Source organism: Ruegeria sp. BA12 (assembly GCF_056539625.1).
This window is the reverse complement of the sequence record NZ_JBQFVF010000001.1, coordinates 839,319-864,083: the sequence shown is the minus strand read 5'-3', so window position 1 is coordinate 864,083 and position 24,765 is coordinate 839,319. Positions and strand designations below refer to the sequence as shown.

24 protein-coding genes and 3 tRNA genes are annotated in these 24,765 nt (G+C 56.5%); 15 read left to right on the top strand and 12 right to left on the bottom strand.

Going from position 1 to position 24,765, the window contains the following annotated elements; all coding sequences use genetic code 11:
• The first annotated feature begins 181 nt into the window (after nucleotides 1–181).
• Together ACR0B0_RS04240 and grxD are read left to right on the top strand one after the other, a co-directional pair.
• Entirely contained in the window at nucleotides 182–472 is a 291-nt protein-coding gene (locus ACR0B0_RS04240; protein ID WP_170409705.1) for a hypothetical protein, read from the top strand.
• A complete protein-coding gene (grxD, locus tag ACR0B0_RS04235; protein WP_170409703.1) occupies nucleotides 459–821 on the top strand; it encodes a Grx4 family monothiol glutaredoxin in 363 nt (120 codons plus the stop codon). The genes ACR0B0_RS04240 and grxD overlap by 14 nt, the downstream gene beginning before the upstream one ends.
• Here the strand turns inward: grxD and ACR0B0_RS04230 are convergent, their stop codons facing one another.
• The 3 genes from ACR0B0_RS04230 to ACR0B0_RS04220 are packed head-to-tail and all read right to left on the bottom strand — an operon-like array spanning nucleotide 822 to nucleotide 2,364.
• Nucleotides 822–1,175: an MliC family protein gene (locus tag ACR0B0_RS04230; protein ID WP_170409702.1), complete on the bottom strand. Its 354-nt coding sequence runs from the start codon at nucleotides 1,173–1,175 to the stop codon at nucleotides 822–824.
• A complete protein-coding gene (locus ACR0B0_RS04225; protein WP_170409699.1) occupies nucleotides 1,172–1,567 on the bottom strand; it encodes a cell division protein ZapA in 396 nt (131 codons plus the stop codon). The genes ACR0B0_RS04230 and ACR0B0_RS04225 overlap by 4 nt, the downstream gene beginning before the upstream one ends.
• Nucleotides 1,567–2,364 carry a hypothetical protein gene (locus tag ACR0B0_RS04220; RefSeq protein WP_425080703.1) on the bottom strand — a complete coding sequence of 266 codons (798 nt, stop codon included), beginning with the start codon at nucleotides 2,362–2,364 and terminating at the stop codon, nucleotides 1,567–1,569. The genes ACR0B0_RS04225 and ACR0B0_RS04220 overlap by 1 nt, the downstream gene beginning before the upstream one ends.
• A gap of 234 nt (nucleotides 2,365–2,598) precedes the next feature.
• Here ACR0B0_RS04220 and tkt point away from each other — a divergent pair, with 234 nt between their 5' ends.
• Nucleotides 2,599–4,623, top strand: coding sequence for a transketolase (gene tkt / locus ACR0B0_RS04215; protein ID WP_480646555.1), 2,025 nt, complete (start codon nucleotides 2,599–2,601; stop codon nucleotides 4,621–4,623).
• A 57-nt stretch (nucleotides 4,624–4,680) separates the two neighbouring features.
• On the opposite strand, the gene ACR0B0_RS04210 is transcribed toward tkt, so the two are convergent.
• Nucleotides 4,681–5,643, bottom strand: a complete 963-nt coding sequence (locus ACR0B0_RS04210; RefSeq protein WP_480646553.1) for a DUF808 domain-containing protein — start codon at nucleotides 5,641–5,643, stop codon at nucleotides 4,681–4,683.
• A 181-nt stretch (nucleotides 5,644–5,824) separates the two neighbouring features.
• Between ACR0B0_RS04210 and gap (ACR0B0_RS04205) the strand changes: the two genes are divergently transcribed.
• From gap (ACR0B0_RS04205) to gap (ACR0B0_RS04195), 3 genes are all read left to right on the top strand, one after another.
• Nucleotides 5,825–6,826, top strand: coding sequence for a type I glyceraldehyde-3-phosphate dehydrogenase (gap, locus tag ACR0B0_RS04205; protein ID WP_170348586.1), 1,002 nt, complete (start codon nucleotides 5,825–5,827; stop codon nucleotides 6,824–6,826).
• Nucleotides 6,827–6,897: 71 nt separating this feature from the next.
• Complete coding sequence (locus ACR0B0_RS04200; protein ID WP_170348585.1) at nucleotides 6,898–7,041, top strand: hypothetical protein; 144 nt, start codon at nucleotides 6,898–6,900, stop codon at nucleotides 7,039–7,041.
• Nucleotides 7,042–7,123: 82 nt separating this feature from the next.
• On the top strand, nucleotides 7,124–8,128 hold the full coding sequence (gene gap / locus ACR0B0_RS04195) for a type I glyceraldehyde-3-phosphate dehydrogenase (RefSeq protein ID WP_170348584.1): 1,005 nt from the start codon (nucleotides 7,124–7,126) through the stop codon (nucleotides 8,126–8,128).
• On the opposite strand, the gene coaD is transcribed toward gap (ACR0B0_RS04195), so the two are convergent.
• The 3 genes from coaD to ACR0B0_RS04180 form a co-directional block, all read right to left on the bottom strand.
• Nucleotides 8,120–8,611: a pantetheine-phosphate adenylyltransferase gene (gene coaD / locus ACR0B0_RS04190; protein ID WP_170348583.1), complete on the bottom strand. Its 492-nt coding sequence runs from the start codon at nucleotides 8,609–8,611 to the stop codon at nucleotides 8,120–8,122. The genes gap (ACR0B0_RS04195) and coaD overlap by 9 nt on opposite strands.
• Nucleotides 8,612–8,696: 85 nt before the next feature.
• Entirely contained in the window at nucleotides 8,697–9,134 is a 438-nt protein-coding gene (locus ACR0B0_RS04185; RefSeq protein WP_170358288.1) for a CBS domain-containing protein, read from the bottom strand.
• Between the two features lie 57 nt (nucleotides 9,135–9,191).
• On the bottom strand, nucleotides 9,192–10,094 hold the full coding sequence (locus tag ACR0B0_RS04180) for a LysR family transcriptional regulator (protein WP_170348581.1): 903 nt from the start codon (nucleotides 10,092–10,094) through the stop codon (nucleotides 9,192–9,194).
• 105 nt (nucleotides 10,095–10,199) lie between these two features.
• On the opposite strand from ACR0B0_RS04180, the gene ACR0B0_RS04175 reads away from it, so the two are divergent.
• Both ACR0B0_RS04175 and ACR0B0_RS04170 read left to right on the top strand, forming a co-directional pair.
• Nucleotides 10,200–11,699, top strand: a complete 1,500-nt coding sequence (locus ACR0B0_RS04175; RefSeq protein WP_226688500.1) for a CoA-acylating methylmalonate-semialdehyde dehydrogenase — start codon at nucleotides 10,200–10,202, stop codon at nucleotides 11,697–11,699.
• A gap of 212 nt (nucleotides 11,700–11,911) precedes the next feature.
• Nucleotides 11,912–12,496 carry a L,D-transpeptidase gene (locus tag ACR0B0_RS04170; protein ID WP_170349399.1) on the top strand — a complete coding sequence of 195 codons (585 nt, stop codon included), beginning with the start codon at nucleotides 11,912–11,914 and terminating at the stop codon, nucleotides 12,494–12,496.
• A gap of 50 nt (nucleotides 12,497–12,546) precedes the next feature.
• Here the strand turns inward: ACR0B0_RS04170 and ACR0B0_RS04165 are convergent, their stop codons facing one another.
• Together ACR0B0_RS04165 and ACR0B0_RS04160 are read right to left on the bottom strand one after the other, a co-directional pair.
• On the bottom strand, nucleotides 12,547–13,023 hold the full coding sequence (locus ACR0B0_RS04165; RefSeq protein WP_170348579.1) for a fasciclin domain-containing protein: 477 nt from the start codon (nucleotides 13,021–13,023) through the stop codon (nucleotides 12,547–12,549).
• Between the two features lie 60 nt (nucleotides 13,024–13,083).
• Nucleotides 13,084–13,935 (bottom strand): class I SAM-dependent methyltransferase, encoded by an 852-nt coding sequence (locus ACR0B0_RS04160; RefSeq protein ID WP_170375158.1) that lies wholly within the window; start codon nucleotides 13,933–13,935, stop codon nucleotides 13,084–13,086.
• Between the two features lie 133 nt (nucleotides 13,936–14,068).
• Between ACR0B0_RS04160 and ACR0B0_RS04155 the strand changes: the two genes are divergently transcribed.
• The 5 genes from ACR0B0_RS04155 to ACR0B0_RS04135 all read left to right on the top strand — a co-directional run bounded on the left by ACR0B0_RS04155 (nucleotide 14,069) and on the right by ACR0B0_RS04135 (nucleotide 18,769).
• Nucleotides 14,069–15,184: a carboxylate-amine ligase gene (locus tag ACR0B0_RS04155; protein ID WP_170409689.1), complete on the top strand. Its 1,116-nt coding sequence runs from the start codon at nucleotides 14,069–14,071 to the stop codon at nucleotides 15,182–15,184.
• A gap of 91 nt (nucleotides 15,185–15,275) precedes the next feature.
• Nucleotides 15,276–16,418, top strand: a complete 1,143-nt coding sequence (locus ACR0B0_RS04150; protein WP_170358277.1) for an acyl-CoA dehydrogenase family protein — start codon at nucleotides 15,276–15,278, stop codon at nucleotides 16,416–16,418.
• A 7-nt stretch (nucleotides 16,419–16,425) separates the two neighbouring features.
• Complete coding sequence (locus ACR0B0_RS04145; RefSeq protein ID WP_170348575.1) at nucleotides 16,426–17,466, top strand: enoyl-CoA hydratase/isomerase family protein; 1,041 nt, start codon at nucleotides 16,426–16,428, stop codon at nucleotides 17,464–17,466.
• A gap of 3 nt (nucleotides 17,467–17,469) precedes the next feature.
• Nucleotides 17,470–18,342 carry a 3-hydroxyisobutyrate dehydrogenase gene (gene mmsB / locus ACR0B0_RS04140; protein ID WP_170348574.1) on the top strand — a complete coding sequence of 291 codons (873 nt, stop codon included), beginning with the start codon at nucleotides 17,470–17,472 and terminating at the stop codon, nucleotides 18,340–18,342.
• A gap of 97 nt (nucleotides 18,343–18,439) precedes the next feature.
• Entirely contained in the window at nucleotides 18,440–18,769 is a 330-nt protein-coding gene (locus ACR0B0_RS04135) for a hypothetical protein (RefSeq protein WP_170375148.1), read from the top strand.
• A gap of 11 nt (nucleotides 18,770–18,780) precedes the next feature.
• Here ACR0B0_RS04135 and uvrA read toward each other — a convergent pair whose 3' ends face one another.
• The 3 genes from uvrA to ACR0B0_RS04120 form a co-directional block, all read right to left on the bottom strand.
• Complete coding sequence (uvrA, locus tag ACR0B0_RS04130; protein WP_480646550.1) at nucleotides 18,781–21,639, bottom strand: excinuclease ABC subunit UvrA; 2,859 nt, start codon at nucleotides 21,637–21,639, stop codon at nucleotides 18,781–18,783.
• A gap of 175 nt (nucleotides 21,640–21,814) precedes the next feature.
• A tRNA-Asp gene (locus ACR0B0_RS04125) sits at nucleotides 21,815–21,891 on the bottom strand.
• A 52-nt stretch (nucleotides 21,892–21,943) separates the two neighbouring features.
• Nucleotides 21,944–22,020, bottom strand: a tRNA-Asp gene (locus ACR0B0_RS04120).
• Nucleotides 22,021–22,575: 555 nt separating this feature from the next.
• On the opposite strand from ACR0B0_RS04120, the gene ACR0B0_RS04115 reads away from it, so the two are divergent.
• Both ACR0B0_RS04115 and ACR0B0_RS04110 read left to right on the top strand, forming a co-directional pair.
• A complete protein-coding gene (locus tag ACR0B0_RS04115; RefSeq protein ID WP_170348571.1) occupies nucleotides 22,576–24,507 on the top strand; it encodes a M10 family metallopeptidase in 1,932 nt (643 codons plus the stop codon).
• Nucleotides 24,508–24,632: 125 nt separating this feature from the next.
• Nucleotides 24,633–24,707 (top strand) — tRNA-Val (locus ACR0B0_RS04110).
• Nucleotides 24,708–24,765 lie beyond the last annotated feature (58 nt).

The window sequence follows — 24,765 nt, the reverse complement described above, 5'->3', positions numbered from 1 at the left end:
TCGTGTTGATTCTGAAATCAACTTTCGGCAAATCCCGATACAAACAGAAACGCGGCGCAACACCCAGCCAGAACGCAAGCTTAGTTGCGTCTACAACAGACACGGGTAAAGGCGGTGGCGTTAGTGCAATGCCGATACCTCGAGATCCTCAGCAATATACTAAAGCAATGTCCCCGAAAAAATGAACGGTTGGCTATTCTGGATAGGTGTACTCGCAGCATTGATAGTTGCCGCCGCGCTGATCGAAGCCTATGTGAAGCGCAATCGGAAACGTAAGCTCGCTGATATGCGTCCGGACCCGGACAAAATCAGCAAGGTTGGCGGCATAGAAAGATACGGGCTGGACCCGCTGTCTCTGGCACAGGCCGAACATCGGCGGCTAGAGGAAGAAGGATGGGGGCCGGACCCCGCGCAAAATGAAACGACTGCCCGGACTTCGGGTGAAGAGGACAAGCAAGATGACCGACGTTAAGACCCAGATCGACGAAACCGTCAAAGCCAACGACGTGGTGCTGTATATGAAAGGCACCAAAGAGATGCCGCAGTGCGGGTTTTCGTCCCGTGTGGCCGGTGTACTGAACTACATGGGTGTGGATTTCACTGACGTGAACGTTCTGGCCGATGAAGACGTGCGTCAGGGCATCAAGGATTATTCCGACTGGCCGACCGTGCCTCAGCTGTACGTCAAAGGCGAGTTCGTTGGTGGCTGCGATATCATCACCGAGATGACCCTTTCTGGCGAGTTGGACACGCTGTTTGACGACAACGGTGTCGGCTACAACAAAGAAGCAGCCGACAAGATCCGCGAAGCAAACGCTTGATCAGCGGCTGACGCAATTATCCAGAATGACCTGCTCACTGGCGGCATCCGATCCTGTCGCCAGAAAGCTCACCGTTGCGTCCCATCCTTTTGAGCGCAGGATGTACGTCCCTGTCCCTCCGCTGGATTCATAGCGTATGCCGGAACCGCTTTGGACCTGACGCAGAGTGACCAATTGGTTGTCTACCATCATTGCTGCTGCACTCGACCCGTCCGGCGCGTTGAAATAGGCCACTTCCAATGGCACGCCGTTCTGGCATGTGAATGTCACTGGCAGAATGTCGATCTCAGCCCAAGCCAAGCCACCGGGCAAAGCAAATGCCACGGCGAAGGCGACCGTCTTTACAGAGTTCATCCCGCTGACTTCTCCTCGATCACGGATGCCAAGGCTTCGGCCCGCGCGGCTATTTCCGCCAGCGTGTCCGTCACTGACGGAGGTACCACGGCCACCTCGATACGCTCAGGCTCGGGCTGTGGCATGTTTCTGAGGGTTCGAAGCTCGGTCTCAACCTCGGCCAGCTTTGCCTCGAGCACCTTGATCTTGTCATCGGTTCCGGCGGCCTTGTCGGCCAGCATCAGCCCGGCCATCAGCAGCATCCGTGATTCTGGCATGCGCCCGATCTGATCGGACAAAACTTGCGCCTCGTCATCCAGCAATTTTGCAGCCGAATGCAGGAACGCTTCTTCCCCCTCCTGGCACGAGACATCAAAGCCGCGGCCACCGATTTGAATAGTCAATTCGGGCATTATTCAACCTCTCCTTCTGCCAGTTTCGCCTTCGACAGCAACGGCTCTAACCGCGCCAGAACTGCGTGCGCTTCGGCAGCGTCGGTTGCTTGTGCGGCGCGCGTCGCCTCAAGTTCGGCCACTGTTGCGCGGTTAAGCAGATCAGCATCCGGTACGCCGTCTTCGGCGGCGGCGCGCAGTTCATCCACCGATTGCCGCAACTGTTCATTCGCCTTGCGCATGCGTTGCAGATCGTCATCCAGACGGGACATCGCCGCCCCGTGACTGGATCGCTCAGCGCGCAACATATCCAGCTCGGCGCTCAACTCGGCGACGCGTTCGCTGTCCGCCAGTTCAGATCGCAGGCGCGCGTTTTCGGCTTCGACACCCCGTGTCGCAGCCGCGGCGGCCTTGAGCTGTGCATTTTCGGCCTTTAGCGCCTCAACCTCATCCTGATTTTCCAGCGCGGCCTTAGCCGCGGCCAACTCGGCGCGGGCGGCCTCAACCGAGGCCAGTTTTGCCTGCGCCTCTGCCAATTGCTCGCGCAATGCCCCGTTTTCCGGGCTTTCAACGGGCGTGGTCCGCAGCCGTTCCATGTCCGAACGCATGGCGTCGACTTCTAGTTCGTGGCGCTCTTTCAGCGATTTCAGACGTTCTTCCAACTGCGCATTGGCGACACGTTCATCATCCAATGCCGTCCGCAGAGCGTCATCTGCACCACCGCTGACCGGAGACGTATCCCGCAGCGTATCGACGCCGGTCCCTATCCGATCCATTGCAGCAACAATACGGCGATGTAATTCTTCGATCTGGCTCATGCCCCTGCCACCTCTTAACCAAGGTTCCTTGTATCGCGGATAGTCCGAATCAATATCATCCACGTCTTGCCCTAGTCTAACCTAACGAGGCGGAAAATACCCACTGTTTGCTTTCAACAACTTGGGCAGCTTTCTTGAACCACTACCTCATCAGAAATCCCGGTTCTACTTGCACTTTGGAGGCTGGATGGTATTGAGCGCCACATCTGCCTGTAATCCAAAGGAACAACGCCCGTGGACCTGACTGCGCTGCGCAATGCAAACCCCGAACACTGGGACAAAGCTGCGGCCATCCGCACCCTGACCCTTGACGCCGTCGCCGCCGCCAATTCCGGCCATTCCGGTATGCCGATGGGCATGGCCGACGTTGCGACCGTGCTGTTCGAAAAGCACCTGAAATTCGACGCCTCGGCCCCGAATTGGCCTGACCGCGACCGGTTTATCCTGTCGGCGGGACACGGTTCGATGCTGATCTATTCGCTGCTGTATTTGACCGGCCACGGCGACGTGACCCTTGAGGAAATCAAGAACTTCCGCCAGTTGGGTGCAAAGACAGCCGGTCACCCGGAGAACTTCCTGGTTGATGGCATCGAAACCACGACCGGCCCGCTGGGCCAAGGCATCTCGAACGCTGTGGGCTTTGCCATGGCCGAAGAAATCCAGCGCGCGCATTACGGCAAGAAGGTTGTGGATCACTATACCTATGTGATCGCCGGCGACGGCTGCCTGATGGAAGGCGTCAGCCAAGAGGCAATCACCTTGGCCGGTCGTCATGAGCTGAGCAAGCTGATCGTCTTCTGGGACAACAACAACATCACAATCGACGGCACCGTCGATATGGCTGATCGCACCGATCAGGTGCGCCGTTTCGCAGCCTCGGGCTGGCACGTGATCGAGATTGACGGACATGATCCGCAAGCCATCGACACAGCCATCGTACAGGCGAAGAAGTCGAATAAACCGACCATGATTGCCTGCGAAAGCCACATCGCTTTGGGTCACGCAGCTCAGGATACCTCGAAAGGTCACGGTGCGCTGACCGATCAGGACCAACTGAAGGCTGCGAAAGAAGGCTATGGCTGGCCGCATGACGCGTTCCATGTACCCGCCGAAGTGAAATCCGCATGGGAGGCCATCGGTTCCCGCGGCGTCGCCGAGCGTACGGCTTGGGAAGAACGTTTCGCGCAGTTGTCCGAACGCAAGCAAGCCGAATTCAACCGCGCCTATGCGTTTGAAGCGCCCAAAAAACTGGCCGGTGCGATCCGCGCGTTCAAAAAGCAGATCTCGGAAGATCAGCCGAAACTGGCAACTCGGGCGTCGTCCGAAAAGGTTCTGAATGTCGTGAACCCGATCATGACCGAAACCGTGGGCGGTTCGGCTGACCTGACCGGGTCGAACAACACCAAATCAGCTGATATGGGTGTCTTCCTGCCGGAAAATCGTAAGGGTCGTTACATCCATTACGGAATCCGCGAACACGGTATGGCTGCAGCAATGAACGGTATGGCCCTGCACGGCGGCATTCGCCCTTATGGCGGCACGTTCATGGCATTCACCGACTATGCCCGCCCGTCCATGCGCCTGGCGGCGCTTATGAAAGTTCCCAGCGTCTTTGTAATGACCCACGACTCAATCGGTCTGGGCGAAGACGGCCCGACCCACCAGCCGGTCGAGCATCTGGCAATCTCGCGCGCGACCCCGAACACCTATGTGTTCCGCCCCGCAGATTCTGTGGAAACCGCCGAAGCGTGGGAACTAGCACTGACGTTCAAGGACAGCCCCTCCGTTCTGTCGCTGACCCGTCAGGGCGTTCCGACCGTACGCACGGAACACAAAGCCAAGAACCTGACCGCGCAAGGTGCATATGTGCTGGCTGATGCCGAAGGCAAACGTCAGGCCATCCTGATCGCAACGGGTTCCGAGGTTTCTTTGGCTATGGAAGCCAAAGCGATGCTTGAGGCTGAAGGCATTGGTACTCGCGTCGTGTCCATGCCCTGTATGGAGTTGTTCGCACAGCAGGACGAAGCCTATCGCAAGCGCATTCTACCCGGTGGTCCGGTCCGCGTCGGTATCGAAGCCGCCGTTCGCGCCGGTGGCTGGGATCGCTGGCTATTGGGTGAGCGTGGCCGCGAAGCCAAGGCCGGCTTCATCGGTATGTCCAGCTTCGGCGCGTCCGCTCCAGCGAATGAGCTGTACAAGCATTTTGGCATCACTGCCGAGGCGACCGTTGCTAAGGTCAAGAAATTGCTGGGACTGTAATCCAGCACACGAAGCATAAGGCAAAGGGCGGCATCAACCGCCCTTTTTATTTTTATTTCAATGTGTTGCGGCCTTCTTTGATAGCAATGGCCCGATCACCTTGGTGGCTACAGGGATCAGAACAAAGCCCCACGCCAGACCAAACACACCATCCATTGCTGCTTTGGAAATCCATTCGACAGCCCCTACCCAGCCGTCTGACACGGAATGCCCAATCGCATATGCCCAGTCGTGGATGTGATGGCCCAGCCAGCCGAAGCCCAGAACTTCCATCCCATGAATGATGATCGATCCGCCGACCCACAGCATCGCCGCGGTCCCAACAATAGACAGGGTCTTCATCACACCGGGCATTGCCTTGACCAATCCACGCCCCAGCCCGCGCCCGACAGGTGTCGGGGCATTGTTTGCCAGAAACAATCCGACATCATCCATCTTCACGATCAACGCGACCGAGCCATAGACGGCCACCGTCACCCCGATGCCCACAACCGCCAGAGTCGCCGCCTGCATCCACAGATTCGGCGCCTCGATCGCGGCCAGTGCGATGGTCATGATTTCGGCGGACAGGATGAAATCCGTTTTGATCGCACCTTTGACTTTCTGCTCCTCTAGATGACCAGGGTCGCGCACGTTCATGTCTTCATCAATGGCATGGCTGCCATGTGGAAACAGAACATGAAATATCTTTTCAGCCCCCTCGAAGCATAAGTAAGACCCACCGATCATAAGCAGCGGCGTAATAAGCCAGGGCGCAAAATTGGCCAGCAAAAGGGCCACAGGCAGCAACAGCACGATCTTGTTGAATACCGATCCACGCGCAATCCGCCAGATGATTGGCAACTCGCGCGCAGGCGCAAAACCCTGAACGTATTTCGGAGTGACGGCTGCATCGTCAATAATCACCCCTGCCGTCTTGGCCCCGGCCTTTCCCGCCGCCGCCACCACGTCGTCCACCGACGCCGCAGCAACCTTGGCGATCCCCGCCACGTCATCCAAAAGAGCCAAAAGACCGCTCATCGCGCTACCTTTCCTGTCACCTGCCGCCTCAGGAACCTACCCAATCTTACAGCCAGTGCAAGCGTTAGCGCAATCGTACGAAGTTTGCGCTAACACATTAAAAATATGCCGCTTTTGCTCTTTTGAGATTCACCAATCGCGGCTATATGGCCTGCAAGGCAAGCGCATTTGGAGACGTCACATGACCATAAAGGTCGGCATCAATGGTTTTGGCCGCATCGGCCGCTGCACCCTGTCGCATATCGCTGCGTCAGGCCGGAACGATATCGAAGTCATCAAGGTCAACGCGACCGGGCCGCTGGAAACTTCGGCTCATCTGCTGAAATACGACAGCGTTCATGGACGGTTTCCGCGCGACATCGCCATCAATGGCAACACCATGGATCTGGGCCGCGGCCCGATGGAGATGTTCTCGACCTACGACATGAACGAGCTGGATTGGGAAGGCTGCGACGTCGTTCTGGAATGCACCGGCAAATTCAATGACGGCACCAAGGCGAAAACGCACCTCGAGCGTGGCGCCGGCAAGGTTCTGTTGTCCGCACCGGGCAAGAACGTCGACAAAACTATCGTGTTTGGTGTGAACCACAACACGCTGACCGCCAACGACAACATGGTCTCGAATGGGTCTTGCACCACGAACTGCCTTGCTCCGCTTGCCAAGGTTCTGGACGAAGGTGTCGGCATCGAAAACGGCATCATGACCACGATCCACGCCTATACTGGCGACCAGCCGACCCTGGATCGCCGTCACAGCGATCTGTATCGCGCCCGTGCCGCTGCCATGTCGATGATCCCGACATCGACCGGAGCTGCGAAAGCACTGGGTGAGGTTCTGCCGAACCTGAAAGGCCGTCTGGACGGTTCCGCCATCCGCGTACCTACCCCGAACGTGTCGGCGGTGGACCTGACTTTCCGCTCATCGCGCGAAGTGACTGTCGAAGAGGTCAATGAAATCGTTCGCGAAGCCGCGCTTGGCCCGATGCAGCGCGTTCTGGGTTATGAACCCGCGCCGCTGGTTTCGACCGATTTCAACCACACCGAAGAAAGCTCGATCTTTGCGCCGGAACAAACCCGCGTTGTAGACGGTCGCCTTGTCCGGGTTCTGGCCTGGTACGACAACGAATGGGGCTTCTCGGTTCGCATGGCCGATGTCGCCGTTGCCATGGGTCGGCTTAACTAAGACCGGTTTGAAATCTTGAACATTTTTGCCCGCTCAGGTTATCTGGGCGGGCATTTTCGTTCGGGGCCGCTATGACCAACCAAATCGCTATCTGGCTTGGCCTCTTGATCCTTGGAGGGTTGATTCTGGACTACGCCATCTTTGGACCCGAACATTTAGTTTTCCTCGGGAAAAAGCTTTACGCCTTTCTGGATTGGCTGGCTTTCTGGCGCTGACAGAGGTTTTGCTTGACTTTTCCGCTCATCTGGCTTTGTTAGCGCTAACTTTACTAAAGTCGAAATTCGGACGGAGCGGAACATGACACTCAAGCTGGCAATCAACGGATTTGGTCGGATCGGACGCGGAGTTCTGCGTGCAGTGATGGAATCGGGACGCACAGATGTAGAAATTGTTACCATCAACGATTTGGCCAAACCCGAGATGAACGCGCATCTGTTCGAGTTCGACAGCGTACATGGCCGTTATTCCAACAAGGTGACATTGACCGACGAAGGCCTGGACGTTGGCGCAGGCCCCATTCGTCTGTCCAGCGAGCGCGACCCCGAAGCGCTGGATTGGTCCGATATCGACGTAGTTCTGGAATGCACAGGCGTTTTCCGCACCCGCGAAGCGGCTGAACGTCACCTGAAAAACGGTGCCAAGAAAGTCCTGATCTCTGCACCTGCGCGGGGCGAAGGTGCCGTCAAAACAATCGTCTATGGTGTGAATGAGCATGAGCTGACAGCAGGGGATACCGTTGTTTCGAATGCTTCATGTACCACCAACTGCTTGTCGCCAGTTGCCGCCGCGCTGGATGCCGGGCTTGGCATCGTCCATGGCAACATGACCACGGTCCATGCGTATACCGCCAGCCAGCCAGTTCACGATGCCGCGGGTAAAGACCCCTATCTGTCGCGCGCTGCGGCTTTGTCGATGATCCCGACCACCACGGGTGCCGCAGCGGCTGTCGGTCTTGTCCTGCCGCAATTGGCAGGCAAGCTGACCGGTCAGGCCATCCGTGTTCCGACGCCCAACGTGTCTGTTGTCGATCTGGTGGCCGAAGTATCGCGCCCTACCAGCGAAGAAGAGGTCAACGCGCTGTTCGTCGAAGCCGCCGCCAAAATACCGGGCGTTCTGGCCGCCGAAAGCCGCCCATTGGTGTCGATGGATTTCAACCACGATTCCCATAGCTCGACCGTGTCATTGGCCGAGACCAAAGTCACCGACGGCACATTGGTGCGCGTTCTGGCCTGGTATGACAATGAGTGGGGCTTTTCGAACCGGATGCTGGACACAGCCGCCGCGATGGGCGCGTTAGCCTAACCTTTCGCGCAATGCAGTATGAACGCGGGGCGTCACGAATTTCGACACGTCCCCGTTCAGGCGCGCGATTTCCTTAACCAGTTTCGATGCGATAGCCTGATGCCGTGCTTCGGCCATTAGAAAGACGGTTTCGATTGAATCGTCCAAAGCACGGTTCATTCCGACCATCTGGAATTCATACTCGAAATCCGCCACGGCCCGCAGCCCGCGAACAATGATTTGTGCACCCACATCGCGGGCGCAATCGATCAGAAGGTTTTCGAACGGATGAGCGACAATTTCGGTTCCGGTTTGTTCAGACAACAGCGCACATTCCGCCTCGATCATGGCCACGCGCTCTTCCAGAGAAAACAACGGTCCCTTATCGCGGTTGATCGCTACTCCGATCACCAGCTTGTCGACCAAAGCCGAGGCGCGCCGGATAATGTCAATATGGCCCAGAGTTATCGGGTCAAAGGTTCCGGGGTATAGACCAACCCGCATCACGCTCTCCTGCGTTCTGGAAATTCTGCGTCAGCAAACATAACTTTGCTGTCGGCGCAAGAGGTTGCTATCGCAACCAGCCCCGTCAGTGACCCATAATCATACCTTGAAGGGCATCCTTTTCCATCGCCAGCTCGGCCAATTGCGCCTTGACCACATCGCCCAGGGTCACAATGCCTATCAGCTTACCTTCTTCGACCACGGGCATGTGGCGAAAGCGGCCTTCGGTCATGCGGGCCATGATATCTTGTACCGTGGCCTGTCGTGTGGTGGTGATCAGATCCTTTGTCATGTAAGAGCTGACCGGCTGCGTCAAACATCCGCTGCCACTGGCAGCCAATTCACGAACGATATCGCGTTCAGACAGAATGCCGGCTGCCGTCTGACCACCATCTTCGGAAACGATGACGGTACCAATGCGCTTTTCCGCAAGGATTTTCGCAGCCTCCGACACAGTCATCGAAGGCTCGACCGTCACGACGCTGTCTGTCGCCTTGGATTTTAGAATGCCCTGAACGAGCATGAAAGCACCTCCGGAATAATGAATTTATCCAAAGCGTTGCGCGATTGTGTCGACCTGTCAAGCGTTGGCATCGGCTTCAAGCCGCGCAACTTCGTCACGGATGCCTTGCGTTAAAGCCTCGGCAAAGCGGTTTAACCGTTCGTTGCGCTGATCGCCCTGATGCCGGACAAGATAGAAGCTTCGCGTCAAACCCACTTGATCCGTCAAGATTTTCCGCAGGTTTGGATGGAACGGCAAAGTAAAGTCATGGGCAACACAAACACCGGTACCCAACGAAACCTGCCGCAATTGAACCGAGACCGAATTCGATGCAAGTGCGACACGGTCAACGCCAATATCGTTGAGATAGTCCAGCTCTCGGTCAAAGATCATATCCGGGATGTAACCAATCAGGCGGTGCCCCTTAAGATCGTTGACTGAACCAATAGGCGCATGGCGATCCAGATAATCCTGCGTGGCCACCATATGCAGCTTATAATCGCTGATCTTCTTGACCAGCAACCTTCCTGCTGTGGGCGCGCTGACAGTTACGGCCATGTCGGCCTCGCGCCGGGATAGGTTTATGATCCTTGGCAGCGCCAGGATTTGGATGTCCAGATCAGGGTTGGCATCACTGATTTTCGCACAAACCTGAGGCAACAGGTAATTGGCGCTGCCATCGGGCGCACCAATCCGTATCTGCCCACTGAGGGATTTGGTTGACCCAGTGACCACACCGGCCGCCGCGCGCATCGCCTCTTCGGCCTGCAAACCGTGGTCCAACAGGCGTTCACCTGCGGCGGTCAGGATGTATCCCTGTTGCGACTTCGTAAACAACAGCGCATCCAATGTTGTCTCAAGCCGCGCAATGCGCCGCCCTACAGTTGCAGGATCAATCTTGAGGATACGGCCCGCCGATGACAGGCTTTCCTCGCGCGCGACGGCCAGGAAAACCCGCATATCATCCCAGTTCGGATTCATATTTTCCCTTTTGCATTTTTGCAAAGCAATTTTGAAACATTGCCTCTGTTCACCAAATTTTTGCAAGTCTATTTTGCCGGCAGGTCTACCCGGAAGGAATTTGTCATGCAGAACCTGACCCACTATATCAACGGCGAGAATGTAGAAGGTACATCTGGCCGTTTCGCCGACGTGTTCAACCCCGCCACCGGCGAGGTTCAGGCCCATTGCCCGATGGCCAGTGTTGCCGAAACCGAAGCTGCGATTGCCGATGCCGCTGCTGCTCAGCCTAAATGGGGAGCAACGAACCCCCAGAAACGTGCTCGCGTGATGATGGCAATGGTTGGCTTGATGAACCGCGACATGGACAAACTGGCCGAAGCGCTGAGCCGCGAGCACGGCAAAACCATCCCCGATGCCAAGGGTGACCTTCAGCGCGGTCTGGAAGTTATCGAATACTGCATCGGCGCACCGCAGATGCTGAAGGGTGAGTTTACCGACAGCGCAGGTCCCGGCATTGACATGTATTCGATGCGCCAGCCTCTAGGTGTTGTCGCCTCGATCATGCCGTTCAACTTCCCGGCGATGATGCCTCTGTGGCATGTCGGCCCGGCTTTGGCCTGCGGCAACGCGGTGGTACTGAAACCGTCCGAGCGCGATCCTTCCGTGCCGCTCATGCTGGCAGAACTGTTCGTCGAAGCTGGCCTTCCCAAGGGCGTATTCCAAGTCGTGAACGGCGATAAGGAAGCGGTCGACACTCTGCTTGACAGCGAAATCATTCAAGGCGTCAGCTTTGTCGGTTCAACACCGATCGCGCAATATATCTATTCCCGCGCAACCGCAAACGGGAAGCGTGCACAATGCTTTGGCGGTGCGAAGAATCATATGATCATCATGCCGGATGCCGATCTGGATCAAGCCGCCGACGCGCTGGTCGGAGCTGGTTTCGGAGCAGCTGGCGAACGCTGCATGGCAATTTCGGTTGCTGTACCCGTAGGCGAAGAGACCGCCGACGCGTTGATCGAGAAACTGATCCCGCGTGTCGAGAAACTGAAGGTTGGCCCCTACACCGCCGGGGACGATGTTGATATGGGACCGGTTGTAACCGGTGCTGCCAAAGAGCGTATTCTTGGCCTTATTAACTCGGGTGTTGAACAAGGTGCAAAGCTGGTCGTCGACAACCGCGATTTCAGCTTGCAGGGATATGAAGACGGCTTCTTTGTTGGCCCGCACCTCTTCGACCATGTCACACCCGACATGGACATATACACCCAAGAAATCTTTGGCCCAGTTCTGTCCACCGTTCGCGCAGGTTCGTATGAAGAAGCGCTGAAGTTGGCGATGGACCATGAATATGGCAATGGTACCGCGATCTACACCCGCGATGGCGATACCGCGCGTGACTTTGCGAGCCGTGTCAACATCGGCATGGTCGGCGTCAACGTTCCGATCCCGGTTCCGCTGGCCTATCACACCTTTGGTGGTTGGAAAAAGTCCATGTTTGGTGACCTGAACCAGCACGGCCCAGACAGCTTCAAATTCTACACCCGCACCAAAACCGTGACCTCGCGCTGGCCGTCGGGCATCAAAGAAGGTGGCGAGTTCAACTTCAAAGCGATGGACTGATCTGCATCCGCAAAACTGCCTACCACCAATACCGGCCCCCAACGGGCCGGTATTTTTTGGCGAAGTATTGCCACAGTGGATAAGAAAATCCCGGCTTCACGATAAATTCACAGCTCTGCCACTGGAAAAGCAACTAAAGCGACAATAGTTTGTTGCCAATTTCCTAGTTTTGAGCAGTACGAATACCGGAGGCCCCTTTGTCAAATCCGTACATGACCCGCCGCTCTGCCCTGTTGGGCGCAGCTTCTCTTTTGGCGACGCCCGCCTTGGTGCGCGCTCAAAGCTCTGATGCCTTCCCGGTGGATGAAGAGGCCATCAGCACGCAATTGCCAGTACGCCGCAATGTATCATCGTTCTCACAGCAGAACTGGCAGGATCACTTCGATGAGCTGGGCGTCGGCTGCCTGCTGGCCGATATCACCAGCCGAGCAGTGCATTACTGGGGACCGGACGGAACGTATAAGCTGTACCCCAGCTCAGTTCCGATGAGCGAAGAGCTTACCAAGCGCGGCTATACCGAGGTCAAGCGCAAGACTGAAAACCCAAGCTGGACTCCAACCGCGTCTATGCGTGAACGTGATCCGTCCCTGCCCGTACGCATGGAAGGTGGCGATCCCGGCAACCCGTTGGGGACTCGCGCCATGTATCTGGGCTGGCCCGCTTATCTGGTGCATGGCACCCATGACACGCGCAAGATTGGCCGCCAAAGCTCGTCAGGGTGTATCGGCCTTTACAACCAGCACGTTGAGGAACTGTACCCTCTGGTCCAGGTTGGAACTCAGGTCAGACTGGTTTGACAAAAAAGCCCCGGCCACCAGGACCGGGGCTTTCTACTTAGCGGGGGTCGTTATTCCGGCAGGATCACTGCATCAATTACATGGATCACGCCATTGCTGGCTTCAATGTCGGCCTGCACAACTTTGGCATCATTGACCTTGACGCCTTTTTTGGCGTTCACGCTCAGCTGGTCGCCCTGTACCGTGCGAACCTTAGCGCGTTTGCCGGCAATATCACCTGACATCACCTTGGCCGGGACCACGTGATAGGTCAAAATCTCGACCAGTTGATCCTTATTTTCCGGCAACAGCAGCGTTTCAACCGTGCCTTCAGGCAACGCGGCAAAAGCTTCGTCTGTGGGTGCAAAAACGGTGAACGGTCCATCACCTTTTAACGTGTCAACCAGACCTGCGGCCTGCACAGCGGCGACCAGAGTGTTGAACGATCCGGCCGAAACGGCGGTGTCCACGATGTCGGCAGCTTGTGCCTTGACGGGCAGTGCAAGTGCAAGTGCGGCGGCGGCGCCCATGAATGTGCGGCGAAACATGGCTGTTATCTCCTCTCCAGCTTGTTATGGAAAGGGGTACGGAGGTTCAGCCAGCCCGGATCACTTTTCTTTGACTTGAATCCAGATACTCTGCGCGCGCCCGTCTTTGAGAAACGGCAATGCTTCAACCGCATCAGGACGATCCTGTTGCAGGAAGTACCCCGGCCAAAGCAATGAATACGCGCCAGATTGCAACAAAGCATGCAGGATGTACTGCTCTCCCCAGCCGGGGCAATCATAGAAGAACCGCTTGGGGTACTCGAAGGGCAAAAAAACATCATGTACGTGAATCACCACACCCGGCTTTAGAGCGGGAATGATGCGGCAGAACAGATGTGCCACGTCGTTGCTCATCCGTACGACGTGGCTGGAGTCGATGAACAGAACGTCACCTGCTTCAAGCTGATCGAACAGCGCCGGATCGACCTCTTCCAGCCGCTTCTGTTCAAAGTGATCGACGACATGCGCGATATCCGCCCGTGGATACGGATCAATCGCAGTGATCTGCGTATCCAAACCGCCGTCGATGATGGCCTGCCGGGTGACGCGGGTTGAATTGCCGCAGCCGACCTCAATCACGCGTTTGGGCGCGAACCGCCGGATCATCAGGTACAACGCGTCAGCATCCGGGCTGTCGTAATATCCATTGCCCAGGCGATAGCCGGTTTGATTGCGCGCAGGGTCTTTCAACGCCTCCAGTGCGGCAGCGTGCTGACCATATTCGGCAACCAGCTCGGTGATATCAAATCCCTCCATCCCCGGCGACAAGGCATAGGCCGGGCGGGTCAACCCGCCTGCCCTTTCAAACGCCTCAAGCCGCGCACGCTCGTCCAGTTCCGTGACCTTATCGACGAGCTTCACCCCCAACTCATCAAGGGCTGCATTGATCTGTGGGAATTTTCTGGGTTTCACGGACGGCTCCAATTTGCGGTTCGCGTGTTCCATACCCGTGCGGGCCGGGCTTGTGCAAGATGAGCCACCCCAAACGCTTGGCAAAACAGAAATTTCCGTATTCACTGGTCGGATTAGTAGTACGAGGGTCGCCATGCAGCAGGAATTCACGCTGGGCATAGAAGAAGAGTATTTGCTGGTTGATCGCGACAGCCTGCAACTTGCGCAAGCGCCCACCGCCCTGATGGAGGCTTGCCAAGCGGATTTCGAAGGACAGGTCAGCCCCGAATTCCTGCAATGCCAGATCGAAGTCGGCACCCGGCCACATTCAACAGTCAAGTCAGCCCGAGAAGACTTGAAACGCCTGCGCTCATGCGTTGCGGGCCGGGCTGCAGAATACAACCTCGCGCCAATTGCCGTGTCCTGCCACCCGTTTGCCGACTGGAAGAAACAGCACCACACCCGCAAAGATCGCTATGACGCGCTGCAACATGCCCTTGGTGGCGTGGCCCGGCGCATGTTGATCTGCGGGATGCACGTTCACGTTGGTGTCGAAGACCCTGCCCTGCGGGCCGACCTGATGCCTCAGCTGTCCTACTTCCTGCCGCATCTGTTGGCCTTGTCGACGTCGTCGCCCTATTGGAACGGAGAGGACACTGGCCTGTCATCTTATCGCCTGACCGTTTTTGACAACCTGCCGCGCACGGGTTTGCCGCCGGTTTTGGCCAGCTGGTCGGATTATGAACGCACTACCGGTATTCTGGTCGAACTTGGCGTGATCGAGGACACGACAAAAATCTGGTGGGATCTGCGCCCGTCACACCGCTTTCCCACGCTGGAAACACGGATCATGGATGTGCAGCCACGTATGGAACACACACTGTCGCTGGCAGCCTTAGTCCAGGCCCTGACCCGAATGCTGTGCCGCCTGAAGGACCGGAACTTGCGTTGGCGGCACTATGACCAGTTCCTAATCAGTGAAAACCGTTGGCGCGCGCAGCGCTATGGCGTGGGCGAAGGTCTGATTGACTTTGGCGACCGTTCAATAAAACCCATGCCCGAATTGATGGGCGAACTGATGGGAATGCTGGCTGAAGACGCCGAGGCACTGGGCACCATGACCGAGCTGGCGCGTCTGCAGCAAATCGCACAGACCGGCACGTCGGCCACCCGACAGCGCCGCGTCCATGCCGAAGCTGCAGCACGCGGCGATGATCCCGGCAAAGCCGTCGTGCAGCACCTGATCGAAGAATTTCATCACGATCTTTAATGCCCCTGCCGATTGCTGGCCGTGCAAAATTTCTGTAAGAATTCAGAAATAAACAGTCGTTCAATTCATTTGGCAGCGTGGGAGGCAAGCCTTGGATTTCGCACTGACAGAAGAGCAAACCGCAATCTTCGACATGGCGTATGATTTCGGGCAGGACAAGATCGCCCCGAACGCACGCCAGTGGGAGGCTGACGGAACCATCCCCAAAGACCTTTGGCCGCAAATCGGCGAGTTGGGGTTCGGCGGGCTTTATGTCTCGGAAGACGGCGGCGGGTCCGGCCTTACCCGTCTGGACGCGACATTGGTGTTCGAAGCGCTGTCAATGGCTTGCCCTTCCGTCGCGGCCTTTCTGTCGATCCACAACATGTGCGCCAAAATGTTGGACAGTTTCGGAAGCGACGATCTGAAATCCCGCATCATGCCGGATGTGCTAAGCCTCAATACCATCCTCAGCTATTGCCTGACGGAACCCGGATCAGGCTCGGACGCGGCTGCGCTCAAAACCCGCGCCGACCGCACGAATGAGGGTTATACGCTGAACGGCACCAAGGCGTTCATCTCGGGCGGCGGTTATTCTGACGCCTATGTCTGCATGGTGCGCACCGGTCAGGATGGGCCAAAGGGCATTTCAACGGTTTATGTCGAGGACGGCACGCCGGGCCTCAGCTTTGGCGCGCTGGAACAAAAGATGGGTTGGAAAAGCCAGCCGACAGCGCAGGTGCAATTCGATGACTGCCACATCCCGGCCGGAAATCTGGTGGGCACCGAAGGGGATGGGTTTAAATATGCGATGAAAGGTCTGGATGGCGGGCGGCTCAATATCGCCTCTTGTTCCCTGGGGGCTGCCCAGTCCGGGCTCAACATGACCTTGCAATACATGTCTGAACGCAAGGCATTCGGCCAATCGATCGACCAGTTTCAGGCGCTACAATTCCGGCTGGCGGATATGGAGATCGAACTGCAAGCCGCACGTACCTTCCTGCGGCAGGCCGCCTGGAAGTTGGATCAGGGAACGCCCGATGCCACCAAGTTTTGCGCCATGGCCAAGAAATTTGTGACCGAGACTGGATCGAAAGTTGTCGACCAATGCCTGCAATTGCACGGTGGCTATGGTTATCTGGCCGATTATGGCATCGAAAAACTGGTGCGTGATCTGCGCGTTCACCAGATTCTGGAAGGCACCAATGAAATCATGCGGGTCATCGTCGCTCGTCAAATGCTTGCCGAACACTGAGGAACTCATGCCAGACATCGACATCCGCATCACTGGTCGCGCCGGGCGCATCACCCTGACCCGACCAAAGGCCCTGAACGCGATGACCTATGATATGTGCATGGCCATCGACACGGCCCTGCGCAACTGGCGCGAAGATGATGCCGTGGATCTGGTCGTCATGGACGCCGAAGGCGACAAGGCCTTTTGTGCGGGCGGCGATATCGCCGACCTTTACGCGTCAGGCAGCAAGGGGGATTTCGATTTTGGACGTACCTTCTGGCGCGATGAATACCGGCTGAATGCGCTGATCTTCGAATACCCCAAACCGGTCATCAGCTTTCTTCAGGGTTTCACCATGGGCGGTGGCGTGGGCATTGGATGCCATGGCAGCCACCGGATCGTTGGGGAAAGCTCGAAGATTGCTCTGCCGGAATGTTCGATTGGGCTTTTGCCGGATGTGGGCAGCACATTGATGCTGGCGCTGGCCCCCGGTCGTCTAGGCGAATACCTAGGCACAACCGGTCATCGCATGGGCCCCGGAGACGCCGTCTTTGCCGGTTTTGCCGACCACTTCATCCCGATATCGGATTGGTCAGCCTTAATCGAGATGCTCGAGGCTTCGGGTGATGCCGAACTGATTGCAAAACATTCCACGCCGCCGCCCGAAAGCACGTTGGAACAACAGCACTCCGTTATCGAAGCCCTATTCGCCGGGGAAAGCCTGGGCGATGTCCTAAACGCATTGACCCATTCCAACGACGCAATGGCTGCGGACGCGCTGACGCTGATGGGCCGCAATTCGCCGCTGTCGATGGCTTGTACGATCGAAGCGTTGCATCGCCTACGGGGGCCCAGCCTGACGCTGCGCAAGGCGTTGGAACTGGAATACCGCTATACGTTCCGCGCGATGGAGCATGGCGACTTTCTGGAAGGAATTCGCGCCCAGATCATCGACAAGGACCGTAATCCACAATGGCGGTTTGCCGACCAATCCGTACCAGCGGTGGCGGTGTCGAAAATGCTGCAGCCACTGGGCAAAGACATGCTGACATTTGAGGAGGTTTGAGAGATGAAAATCGGGTTTATCGGTCTGGGCAACATGGGCAATCCAATGGCCGCCAATCTGGCAAAAGCCGGGCATGAGGTGACTGGTTTTGACATGGCCGAGGTCAGCGTCTCTGGTGTTGCCATGACCGGTTCGGGTGCCGAAGCTGCCGCAAACGCCGATATCGTCATCACCATGCTGCCAAACGGAAAAATCTTGCGCGCTGTCGGAGATGAGATCATCCCTGCAATGCAATCCGGGTCTGTGTGGATCGATTGTTCAACCGTCGATGTCGACAGCGCCCGCGCCGTCGCGGATCAGGCAAAACAGGCTGGAATTCTGGCGGTAGATGCCCCTGTTTCGGGTGGTATCGGCGGCGCAGCGGCCGGCACTTTGACTTTCATGGCAGGTGGCAGCGATGCCGCATTTGCGAAAGCCGCGCCACTGTTCGATATCATGGGTCAAAAAGCCGTTCATTGCGGTGAATCCGGCGCCGGTCAGGCTGCCAAGATCTGCAATAACATGATCCTCGGTGTCACCATGATTGCCACGTGCGAAGCTTTTGCCCTGGCAGATAAACTGGGCCTGGACAGGCAAAAGATGTTTGATGTGGTCAGCACATCCTCGGGCTATAGCTGGACCATGAACGCCTATTGTCCCGCGCCCGGCGTGGGACCGGAAAGCCCAGCAGACAACAATTACCAACCCGGTTTCGCCGCTGAATTGATGCTGAAAGACCTGCGTCTAAGCCAACAAGCCGCCGAAAGCTCGGATGCCGATACGCCGATGGGTCAGGCCGCAACCGCGCTTTATGAACAGTTCGTTGAGTCTGAGGGCGGATTGGGCATGGACTTCTCTGCCATGCTGCCGCGGTTCGAAAAGCGCGGTCGTAGTTAGGCGCGCTGCGTGGGCGGCTTCTTGCCCACGGGGTTGACCATACAGGAAACAACGGCCATTTGTCCTTAACTACGGCATGTTTGCAGAGGGAAGTTAGATGTCGCGAGTCTTAACTATTTCCACGTCAATACTCGCGCTCGCGCTCAGCGCTGGGCTTGCCGACGCCGGGAACGGCAAGGGGAAAGCCGGGCATTGCCCTCCTGGACTGGCCAAGAAAGCCGTTCCGTGTGTGCCGCCGGGTCAGGTTAAGAACCTCTATCGCACGGGCGACTACATCAACCGCGACTATCGCTGGATCAACGACCCGTATCGCTATGGGCTGAACCGTGGCAGCTACATCCGCGCAGGTGACTATGTCTATCGAGTCGATCCTGATACACGAAAAGTGCTGAACCTTATCGGTGCGGTGGCTGACATCCTTAACTGAGGATCAGCCCCCTATTCCGCAGCAACACGCGCGCCCTCAAGCATCTGCTTCAGATACCGCCCCGTATGGCTGCGTTCCACTGCAGCCACATCCTCGGGCGTGCCGGTCGCGACGATCTCACCACCACCATCGCCACCTTCGGGGCCGATATCAATGATGTGGTCGGCGGTTTTCACAACGTCCAGGTTGTGTTCGATCACCACAACCGTATTGCCCTGATCGACCAGTTCATGCAGCACTTCCAACAGCTTACGGACGTCTTCGAAATGAAGACCGGTGGTTGGCTCGTCCAGGATATACAAAGTCCGCCCGGTTGAACGCTTGGACAACTCCTTTGACAGCTTCACCCGCTGCGCCTCACCACCAGACAGCGTAGTCGCCTGCTGACCGACCTTGATATAGCCAAGCCCGACCCGTGCCAGCGCATCCATCTTGTCGCGGATCGAGGGCACGGCCTTAAAGAACTCCTGCGCATCTTCCACTGTCATATCAAGAACATCGGCGATGGACTTACCCTTGAACTTGATCTCAAGCGTTTCGCGGTTGTAGCGCGCGCCCTTGCAGGTTTCGCAGGTGACGTAAACATCGGGCAGAAAGTGCATCTCGATCTTAATGACGCCGTCACCCTGACAGGCTTCGCACCGGCCACCCTTGACGTTAAAGCTGAACCGACCGGGCTTGTAGCCGCGCGCCTTGGCCTCCGGCAGACCGGCGAACCAGTCGCGGATCGGGGTGAAGGCCCCGGTGTAAGTTGCTGGATTCGAACGTGGAGTTCGCCCGATCGGACGTTGGTCAATATCGATGACCTTGTCCAGATGTTCCAACCCTTTGATCGTCTCACACGGCGCCGGGGTCTGTCGCGCACCGTTCAAACGCATCGAGGCCGTCTTGAACAGCGTTTCAATCGTCAGGGTCGACTTACCGCCCCCCGATACACCGGTCACACAGACGAATTTTCCCAGCGGGAAATCGGCGGTGACGGTCTTGAGGTTGTTCCCGGTCGCTTTGACGACTGAAACCTTCTTCTTGTTCCCCTTACGCCGTTTCGACGGCACCGGGATTTCGCGGGTACCCGCCAGATACTGACCGGTCATCGAGGCCGCGTCAGCCGCGATCTGGTCGGGCGTGCCCTCGCTGACTACTTGCCCGCCATGTACACCGGCGCCGGGGCCGATATCGAAGACATAATCCGCCTCACGGATGGCTTCTTCATCATGTTCGACGACAATCACGGTATTCCCCTGATCGCGCAGGTTCTTGAGCGTTCCCAGCAGACGGTCATTGTCCCGTTGGTGCAGACCAATCGAAGGCTCATCCAGCACATACAGAACCCCGGTCAGACCCGAGCCGATCTGGCTGGCCAGACGAATACGTTGGCTTTCACCCCCGGACAGGGTGCCACTTGAACGGGACAGCGTAAGGTATTCCAAACCCACGTTATTCAGGAAACCCAACCGCTCGCGAATCTCTTTCAGAATCGCCCGCGCAATTTCGTTCTTCTGAACGCTCAGGTGGTTCGGAGCATCCTCGACCCAGGCCAGAGCCTCTTTGATCGACATCTGAACAACCTGTCCCACATGCAGACCTGCGATCTTGACGGCCAAAGCCTCGGGGCGCAGGCGATACCCTTCGCAGGACCCACAGGGGCGGTTGTTCTGGTAGCGTTCGAACTCTTCCCGAATCCAGGCGCTGTCGGTCTCGCGATAACGGCGCTCCATATTGGGAATCACGCCCTCGAAACTGCGAGTGACCTGATACACCCGACCGCCTTCGTCATAACGGAACTGGATCTCCTCATCGCCAGACCCGCGCAAAAACACCTGTTGGACCTTTGGCGGCAGGTCTTTCCAAGGTGTATTCTTGTCGAATTCGAAATGCCGCGCGATGGCTTCGATGGTTTGCAGGAAATAGGGCGACTTTCCTTTGCGCCACGGGGCCAAGGCACCATCATAGAGTTTCAGCGTCTGATCCGGCACCACAAGACGTTCGTCAAAAAACAGTTCGACCCCCAGGCCGTCACAGTCCGGGCAGGCACCAAAAGGCGCATTGAATGAGAACAGGCGCGGTTCAATCTCGGGGATTGTGAAGCCGCTGACCGGGCAGGCAAAATTTTCACTGAATGTAATGCGTTCTGGATCACCTTCGCGCGGGGCGGTTTCCAGAACCGCGATCCCATCGGCCAAATCTAAAGCGGTGCGCAAACTGTCGGCCAGTCGAGTCTCCATCCCTTCGCGCACGACCAGGCGGTCGACCACAACGTCAATGTCGTGGCGGAATTTCTTGTCCAGCGTGGGCGGTTCGTCCAATTCGTAGAACTCGCCATCCACCTTGACGCGCTGAAATCCCTGTTTGCGCAGTTCGAGGAATTCCTTTTTGTATTCCCCCTTGCGGTCCCGCACGATGGGGGCCAGCAGATAGCCGCGCGTGCCCTCCTCCATCGTCATGATGCGGTCGACCATGTCCTGCACCTGCTGTGCTTCGATGGGCTGCCCAGTAGCCGGACTATAGGGTGTCCCTGCGCGCGCAAATAACAGACGCATATAGTCGTAAATCTCGGTCACCGTCCCAACGGTCGAACGCGGATTTTTCGACGTGGTTTTCTGTTCAATCGAAATCGCCGGGGACAGGCCGCTGATATGGTCTACATCCGGCTTTTCCATCATATCCAGGAACTGACGCGCATAAGCCGACAGGCTTTCGACATAGCGACGCTGACCTTCGGCATAAATCGTATCAAACGCCAAAGACGACTTGCCAGAACCCGACAACCCGGTGATCACCACCAGCTGATCGCGCGGGATATCCACGTCAATGCCCTTGAGGTTATGCTCGCGCGCACCGCGCACCTCGATATTTTTCAGCTCAGCCATTTTGGCCCCCAACACACAAGTGTCCTAGAAATAGGCGAGCGGCTCCGAGTCTCCAATAGAAAAGTTAGAACAAAGTGTGAACAATCGGATTATTGCCGACATCTCCTGACAGTATGACCCCGATCCGATGCGTGCCCCGGAAGGGGTTGATTGAATATTCGGTATTTCAGGAAAATGGCGCGGTTGACGGGGCTCGAACCCGCGACCCCCGGCGTGACAGGCCGGTACTCTAACCAACTGAGCTACAACCGCGCATTTAGGGTCTATGTGCGATCCATTAACCCGGATCAAAGGCTGGCAGCGATGGCGCGGTTGACGGGGCTCGAACCCGCGACCCCCGGCGTGACAGGCCGGTACTCTAACCAACTGAGCTACAACCGCCCGCTGCCCGTTCGTTGCTGAACGTTGGGGTGTATTATGGCCACGCCCCGGCATCGTCAAGCGGGGTTTTGAAGTTTTTTTAAAGAAGGCAGAAATTGTTTCCGGGCTTCGCGACACACCTTCTTCGGAACCAGACCTTTCCGAAGCTACCGCAAGACCCCAAACACACTTTATCTAAAATGATTCTTAAACATGGAAATGTCGAAATATCCAAGGATTTTTCCTTCAATCGATTCCATCGAAGTACACTCATAAGTTGTATGTTTTCTAAAAAACCCGAACATAATCCTCGATATATCTGTATCTAGCAAAACGACCTTTTGGGCGGCTTGAAACCCCCGCCATTATTCAGCCACATTGCGTGTGCAAGAGGCGACACTGCCCCCACAAAATCAAAAATACGTGTCGGCAAACTTGCGCAGGCAAGTCTCGAAGTGAAGTATCCCAGCGGATAACAAAATCTCGGGTTACGAGATCGGAAGGAAGCTTAACGCAATCAAAAGTCATGATTTGTGATGACCTATCGGTTGCGTTGTTAATGATGGAAATAGCGGAATGTCAGTTGCAAATCAGAATTACCCGGGCGCCAGCCCAACCGGTCATGAATATGTTGACGGATTGATTTGGGGGACCTCTTGGAACCTTGGCACAAATAACGGAGGACCGGCTGGCACGATTACCTATTCATTCGGGGACTCGTCGGTTCAGGGCTTCGTAGATTTTCTCCCCCATGAAAAACAGGCGTTCCGCCAAGCCCTGGCCGTGATCGAACAATACATCCCGATTGATTTTGTCGAGGTCAATTTCCTATCGCCTCAGGGGACGCCTTATTACGAAAACATCTCGTGGGGTCTAGTTACAACCCAATCCCTTGATGGCGGCCTCGGCGCACACCAAGTGCCCGGAAGCGATCCCATTCTGCAAGGGTTTGGTATCAACACCCTGTTTGGCTGGTTCGCATACGATACTCCTCTGTTCAGCCAATCCGCGCTGGCAAAGGGCGGCGAAGGATTTGCAACCATTGTGCATGAGATCATGCATGGCCTCGGCCTTGCACATCCGCATGACAATGGTGGACAATCAACCGTCTTCGATGGTGTGACACAGGCGTTCGATGACTATGGAACCGATGGTCAGAACCAAGCCGTCTACACGATCATGTCCTATAATTCTGGCTACCCGCAGGTTGTGCCACTGCCTTCGTTCAACTACGGCGGCGTAGCCTCGCCCATGGCACTGGACATCGCCGCTCTTCAAGCGATTTATGGAACCACGTCAAACAATACGGGCAACAACGTCTATTCTTTGAAAGGGTCCAATGCTCCCGGCACCTATTGGGAAGCGATCTGGGATACGGGTGGAACTGATACAATTTCAGCCAGTGGCCTTTGGAAAAGCGTGAGGATCAGCCTGAAGGCAGCTGATCTGGAAGGCCACGATGCTGGGGGAACGCCGTCGCACGCGGCCGGGGTCAGCGGTGGCTTCACGATCGCCAATGGTGTTGTCATTGAAAACGCTGCTGGTGGCCACGCCGGAGACTTCCTTTATGGCAACGACGTTGCAAACCTCATGGTCGGTAATGGTGGCAATGACCTGATTGCAGGCGGAAATGGCAACGACACCATTAAAGGCGGCCAAGGAAACGATTTCTTGATCGGTGGTCAAGGCAACGACACCCTGACCGGCGGCAACGGTTTGGACAATTTCATCATCAAAGACAGCGATGGCAACGACACCATCACAGGTGGCCTTGGGATTGATACCCTCTCGTTCAACGGCTCATCTGCTGCGACCGTGGATCTGTCGGTTACGACCGCTCAGGATACCGGATACGGCATGGATACGATCACCTTGGTCGAAAACGCCGTAGGAACTGCGCAGGACGATCAGCTTACTGGCGATGATCTGGCAAACACCTTTATTGGTAACGATGGAAACGACACGCTTGACGGCCAGAAAGGCGCGGATCTGCTTCAGGGTGGCGTTGGCAAAGATACGATTTCCGGTGGCAATGGTTGGGATACACTGCGTGGTGGCAACGGCTCTGATATCATTGACGGTGGTCTAGGCAATGATGCGATCTTCGGTGGCAAAGGGATCGACACGATCATCGGCGGCGCCGGCGTGGATACGATGACCGGCGGTATCGGAACGGATACGTTTGTTTTTAATGATATCACCGACAGCGGTACCAAAGGGTCTCTGGCCGACAAGATCACGGATTTCACCCAAGGCGAAGACAAGATCGATCTGAGCGGTATCGACGCCAGCACGGTTCTTGTTGGCGATGACGCTTTCGTCTTCAACGGCACGACCCCAATCGGATCGTCCGACGAAGGTGAGATCTATTTCGTCAAGCAGGACAACGCTGGCACGGCATTCGACCAGACCCTGGTTTACGTTGACACAGACAATGACAGTGATCCTGAGATGGTCATCAAGCTATCTGGTCTACACGACCTGACAGCGAACGACTTCATCCTGTAAGGCTGTATGCGAAATCAACAGGCAGCAGGTTTATGCTGCCTGTTTTTTTGTGTCCGCAGCATAGAAATTTTACCCTTTGGGTACCCTTGCAAGCCTGCGGAACACTCTGTATTAGGCGCGCTTATGGGTGATTAGCTCAGTGGTAGAGCGCTTCGTTCACATCGAAGATGTCAGGAGTTCAAATCTCTTATCACCCACCATTCCCCCCTTTGGTAGGCACCACCCAAATTTCCGTGTCTTGACGGATGCTTGCCAGAT

What these genes read in the sequence shown, in the direction of transcription:
- ACR0B0_RS04240 (WP_170409705.1), top strand. Translation starts at nt 182, where the DNA reads ATGAACGGTTGGCTATTCTGGATAGGTGTACTCGCAGCATTGATAGTT.
- grxD (WP_170409703.1), top strand. Translation starts at nt 459, where the DNA reads ATGACCGACGTTAAGACCCAGATCGACGAAACCGTCAAAGCCAACGAC.
- ACR0B0_RS04230 (WP_170409702.1), bottom strand. Translation starts at nt 1,175, where the DNA reads ATGAACTCTGTAAAGACGGTCGCCTTCGCCGTGGCATTTGCTTTGCCC.
- ACR0B0_RS04225 (WP_170409699.1), bottom strand. Translation starts at nt 1,567, where the DNA reads ATGCCCGAATTGACTATTCAAATCGGTGGCCGCGGCTTTGATGTCTCG.
- ACR0B0_RS04220 (WP_425080703.1), bottom strand. Translation starts at nt 2,364, where the DNA reads ATGAGCCAGATCGAAGAATTACATCGCCGTATTGTTGCTGCAATGGAT.
- ACR0B0_RS04210 (WP_480646553.1), bottom strand. Translation starts at nt 5,643, where the DNA reads ATGAGCGGTCTTTTGGCTCTTTTGGATGACGTGGCGGGGATCGCCAAG.
- gap (WP_170348586.1), top strand. Translation starts at nt 5,825, where the DNA reads ATGACCATAAAGGTCGGCATCAATGGTTTTGGCCGCATCGGCCGCTGC.
- ACR0B0_RS04200 (WP_170348585.1), top strand. Translation starts at nt 6,898, where the DNA reads ATGACCAACCAAATCGCTATCTGGCTTGGCCTCTTGATCCTTGGAGGG.
- gap (WP_170348584.1), top strand. Translation starts at nt 7,124, where the DNA reads ATGACACTCAAGCTGGCAATCAACGGATTTGGTCGGATCGGACGCGGA.
- coaD (WP_170348583.1), bottom strand. Translation starts at nt 8,611, where the DNA reads ATGCGGGTTGGTCTATACCCCGGAACCTTTGACCCGATAACTCTGGGC.
- ACR0B0_RS04185 (WP_170358288.1), bottom strand. Translation starts at nt 9,134, where the DNA reads ATGCTCGTTCAGGGCATTCTAAAATCCAAGGCGACAGACAGCGTCGTG.
- ACR0B0_RS04180 (WP_170348581.1), bottom strand. Translation starts at nt 10,094, where the DNA reads ATGAATCCGAACTGGGATGATATGCGGGTTTTCCTGGCCGTCGCGCGC.
- ACR0B0_RS04175 (WP_226688500.1), top strand. Translation starts at nt 10,200, where the DNA reads ATGCAGAACCTGACCCACTATATCAACGGCGAGAATGTAGAAGGTACA.
- ACR0B0_RS04170 (WP_170349399.1), top strand. Translation starts at nt 11,912, where the DNA reads ATGACCCGCCGCTCTGCCCTGTTGGGCGCAGCTTCTCTTTTGGCGACG.
- ACR0B0_RS04165 (WP_170348579.1), bottom strand. Translation starts at nt 13,023, where the DNA reads ATGTTTCGCCGCACATTCATGGGCGCCGCCGCCGCACTTGCACTTGCA.
- ACR0B0_RS04155 (WP_170409689.1), top strand. Translation starts at nt 14,069, where the DNA reads ATGCAGCAGGAATTCACGCTGGGCATAGAAGAAGAGTATTTGCTGGTT.
- ACR0B0_RS04145 (WP_170348575.1), top strand. Translation starts at nt 16,426, where the DNA reads ATGCCAGACATCGACATCCGCATCACTGGTCGCGCCGGGCGCATCACC.
- mmsB (WP_170348574.1), top strand. Translation starts at nt 17,470, where the DNA reads ATGAAAATCGGGTTTATCGGTCTGGGCAACATGGGCAATCCAATGGCC.
- ACR0B0_RS04135 (WP_170375148.1), top strand. Translation starts at nt 18,440, where the DNA reads ATGTCGCGAGTCTTAACTATTTCCACGTCAATACTCGCGCTCGCGCTC.
- uvrA (WP_480646550.1), bottom strand. Translation starts at nt 21,639, where the DNA reads ATGGCTGAGCTGAAAAATATCGAGGTGCGCGGTGCGCGCGAGCATAAC.
- ACR0B0_RS04115 (WP_170348571.1), top strand. Translation starts at nt 22,576, where the DNA reads ATGTCAGTTGCAAATCAGAATTACCCGGGCGCCAGCCCAACCGGTCAT.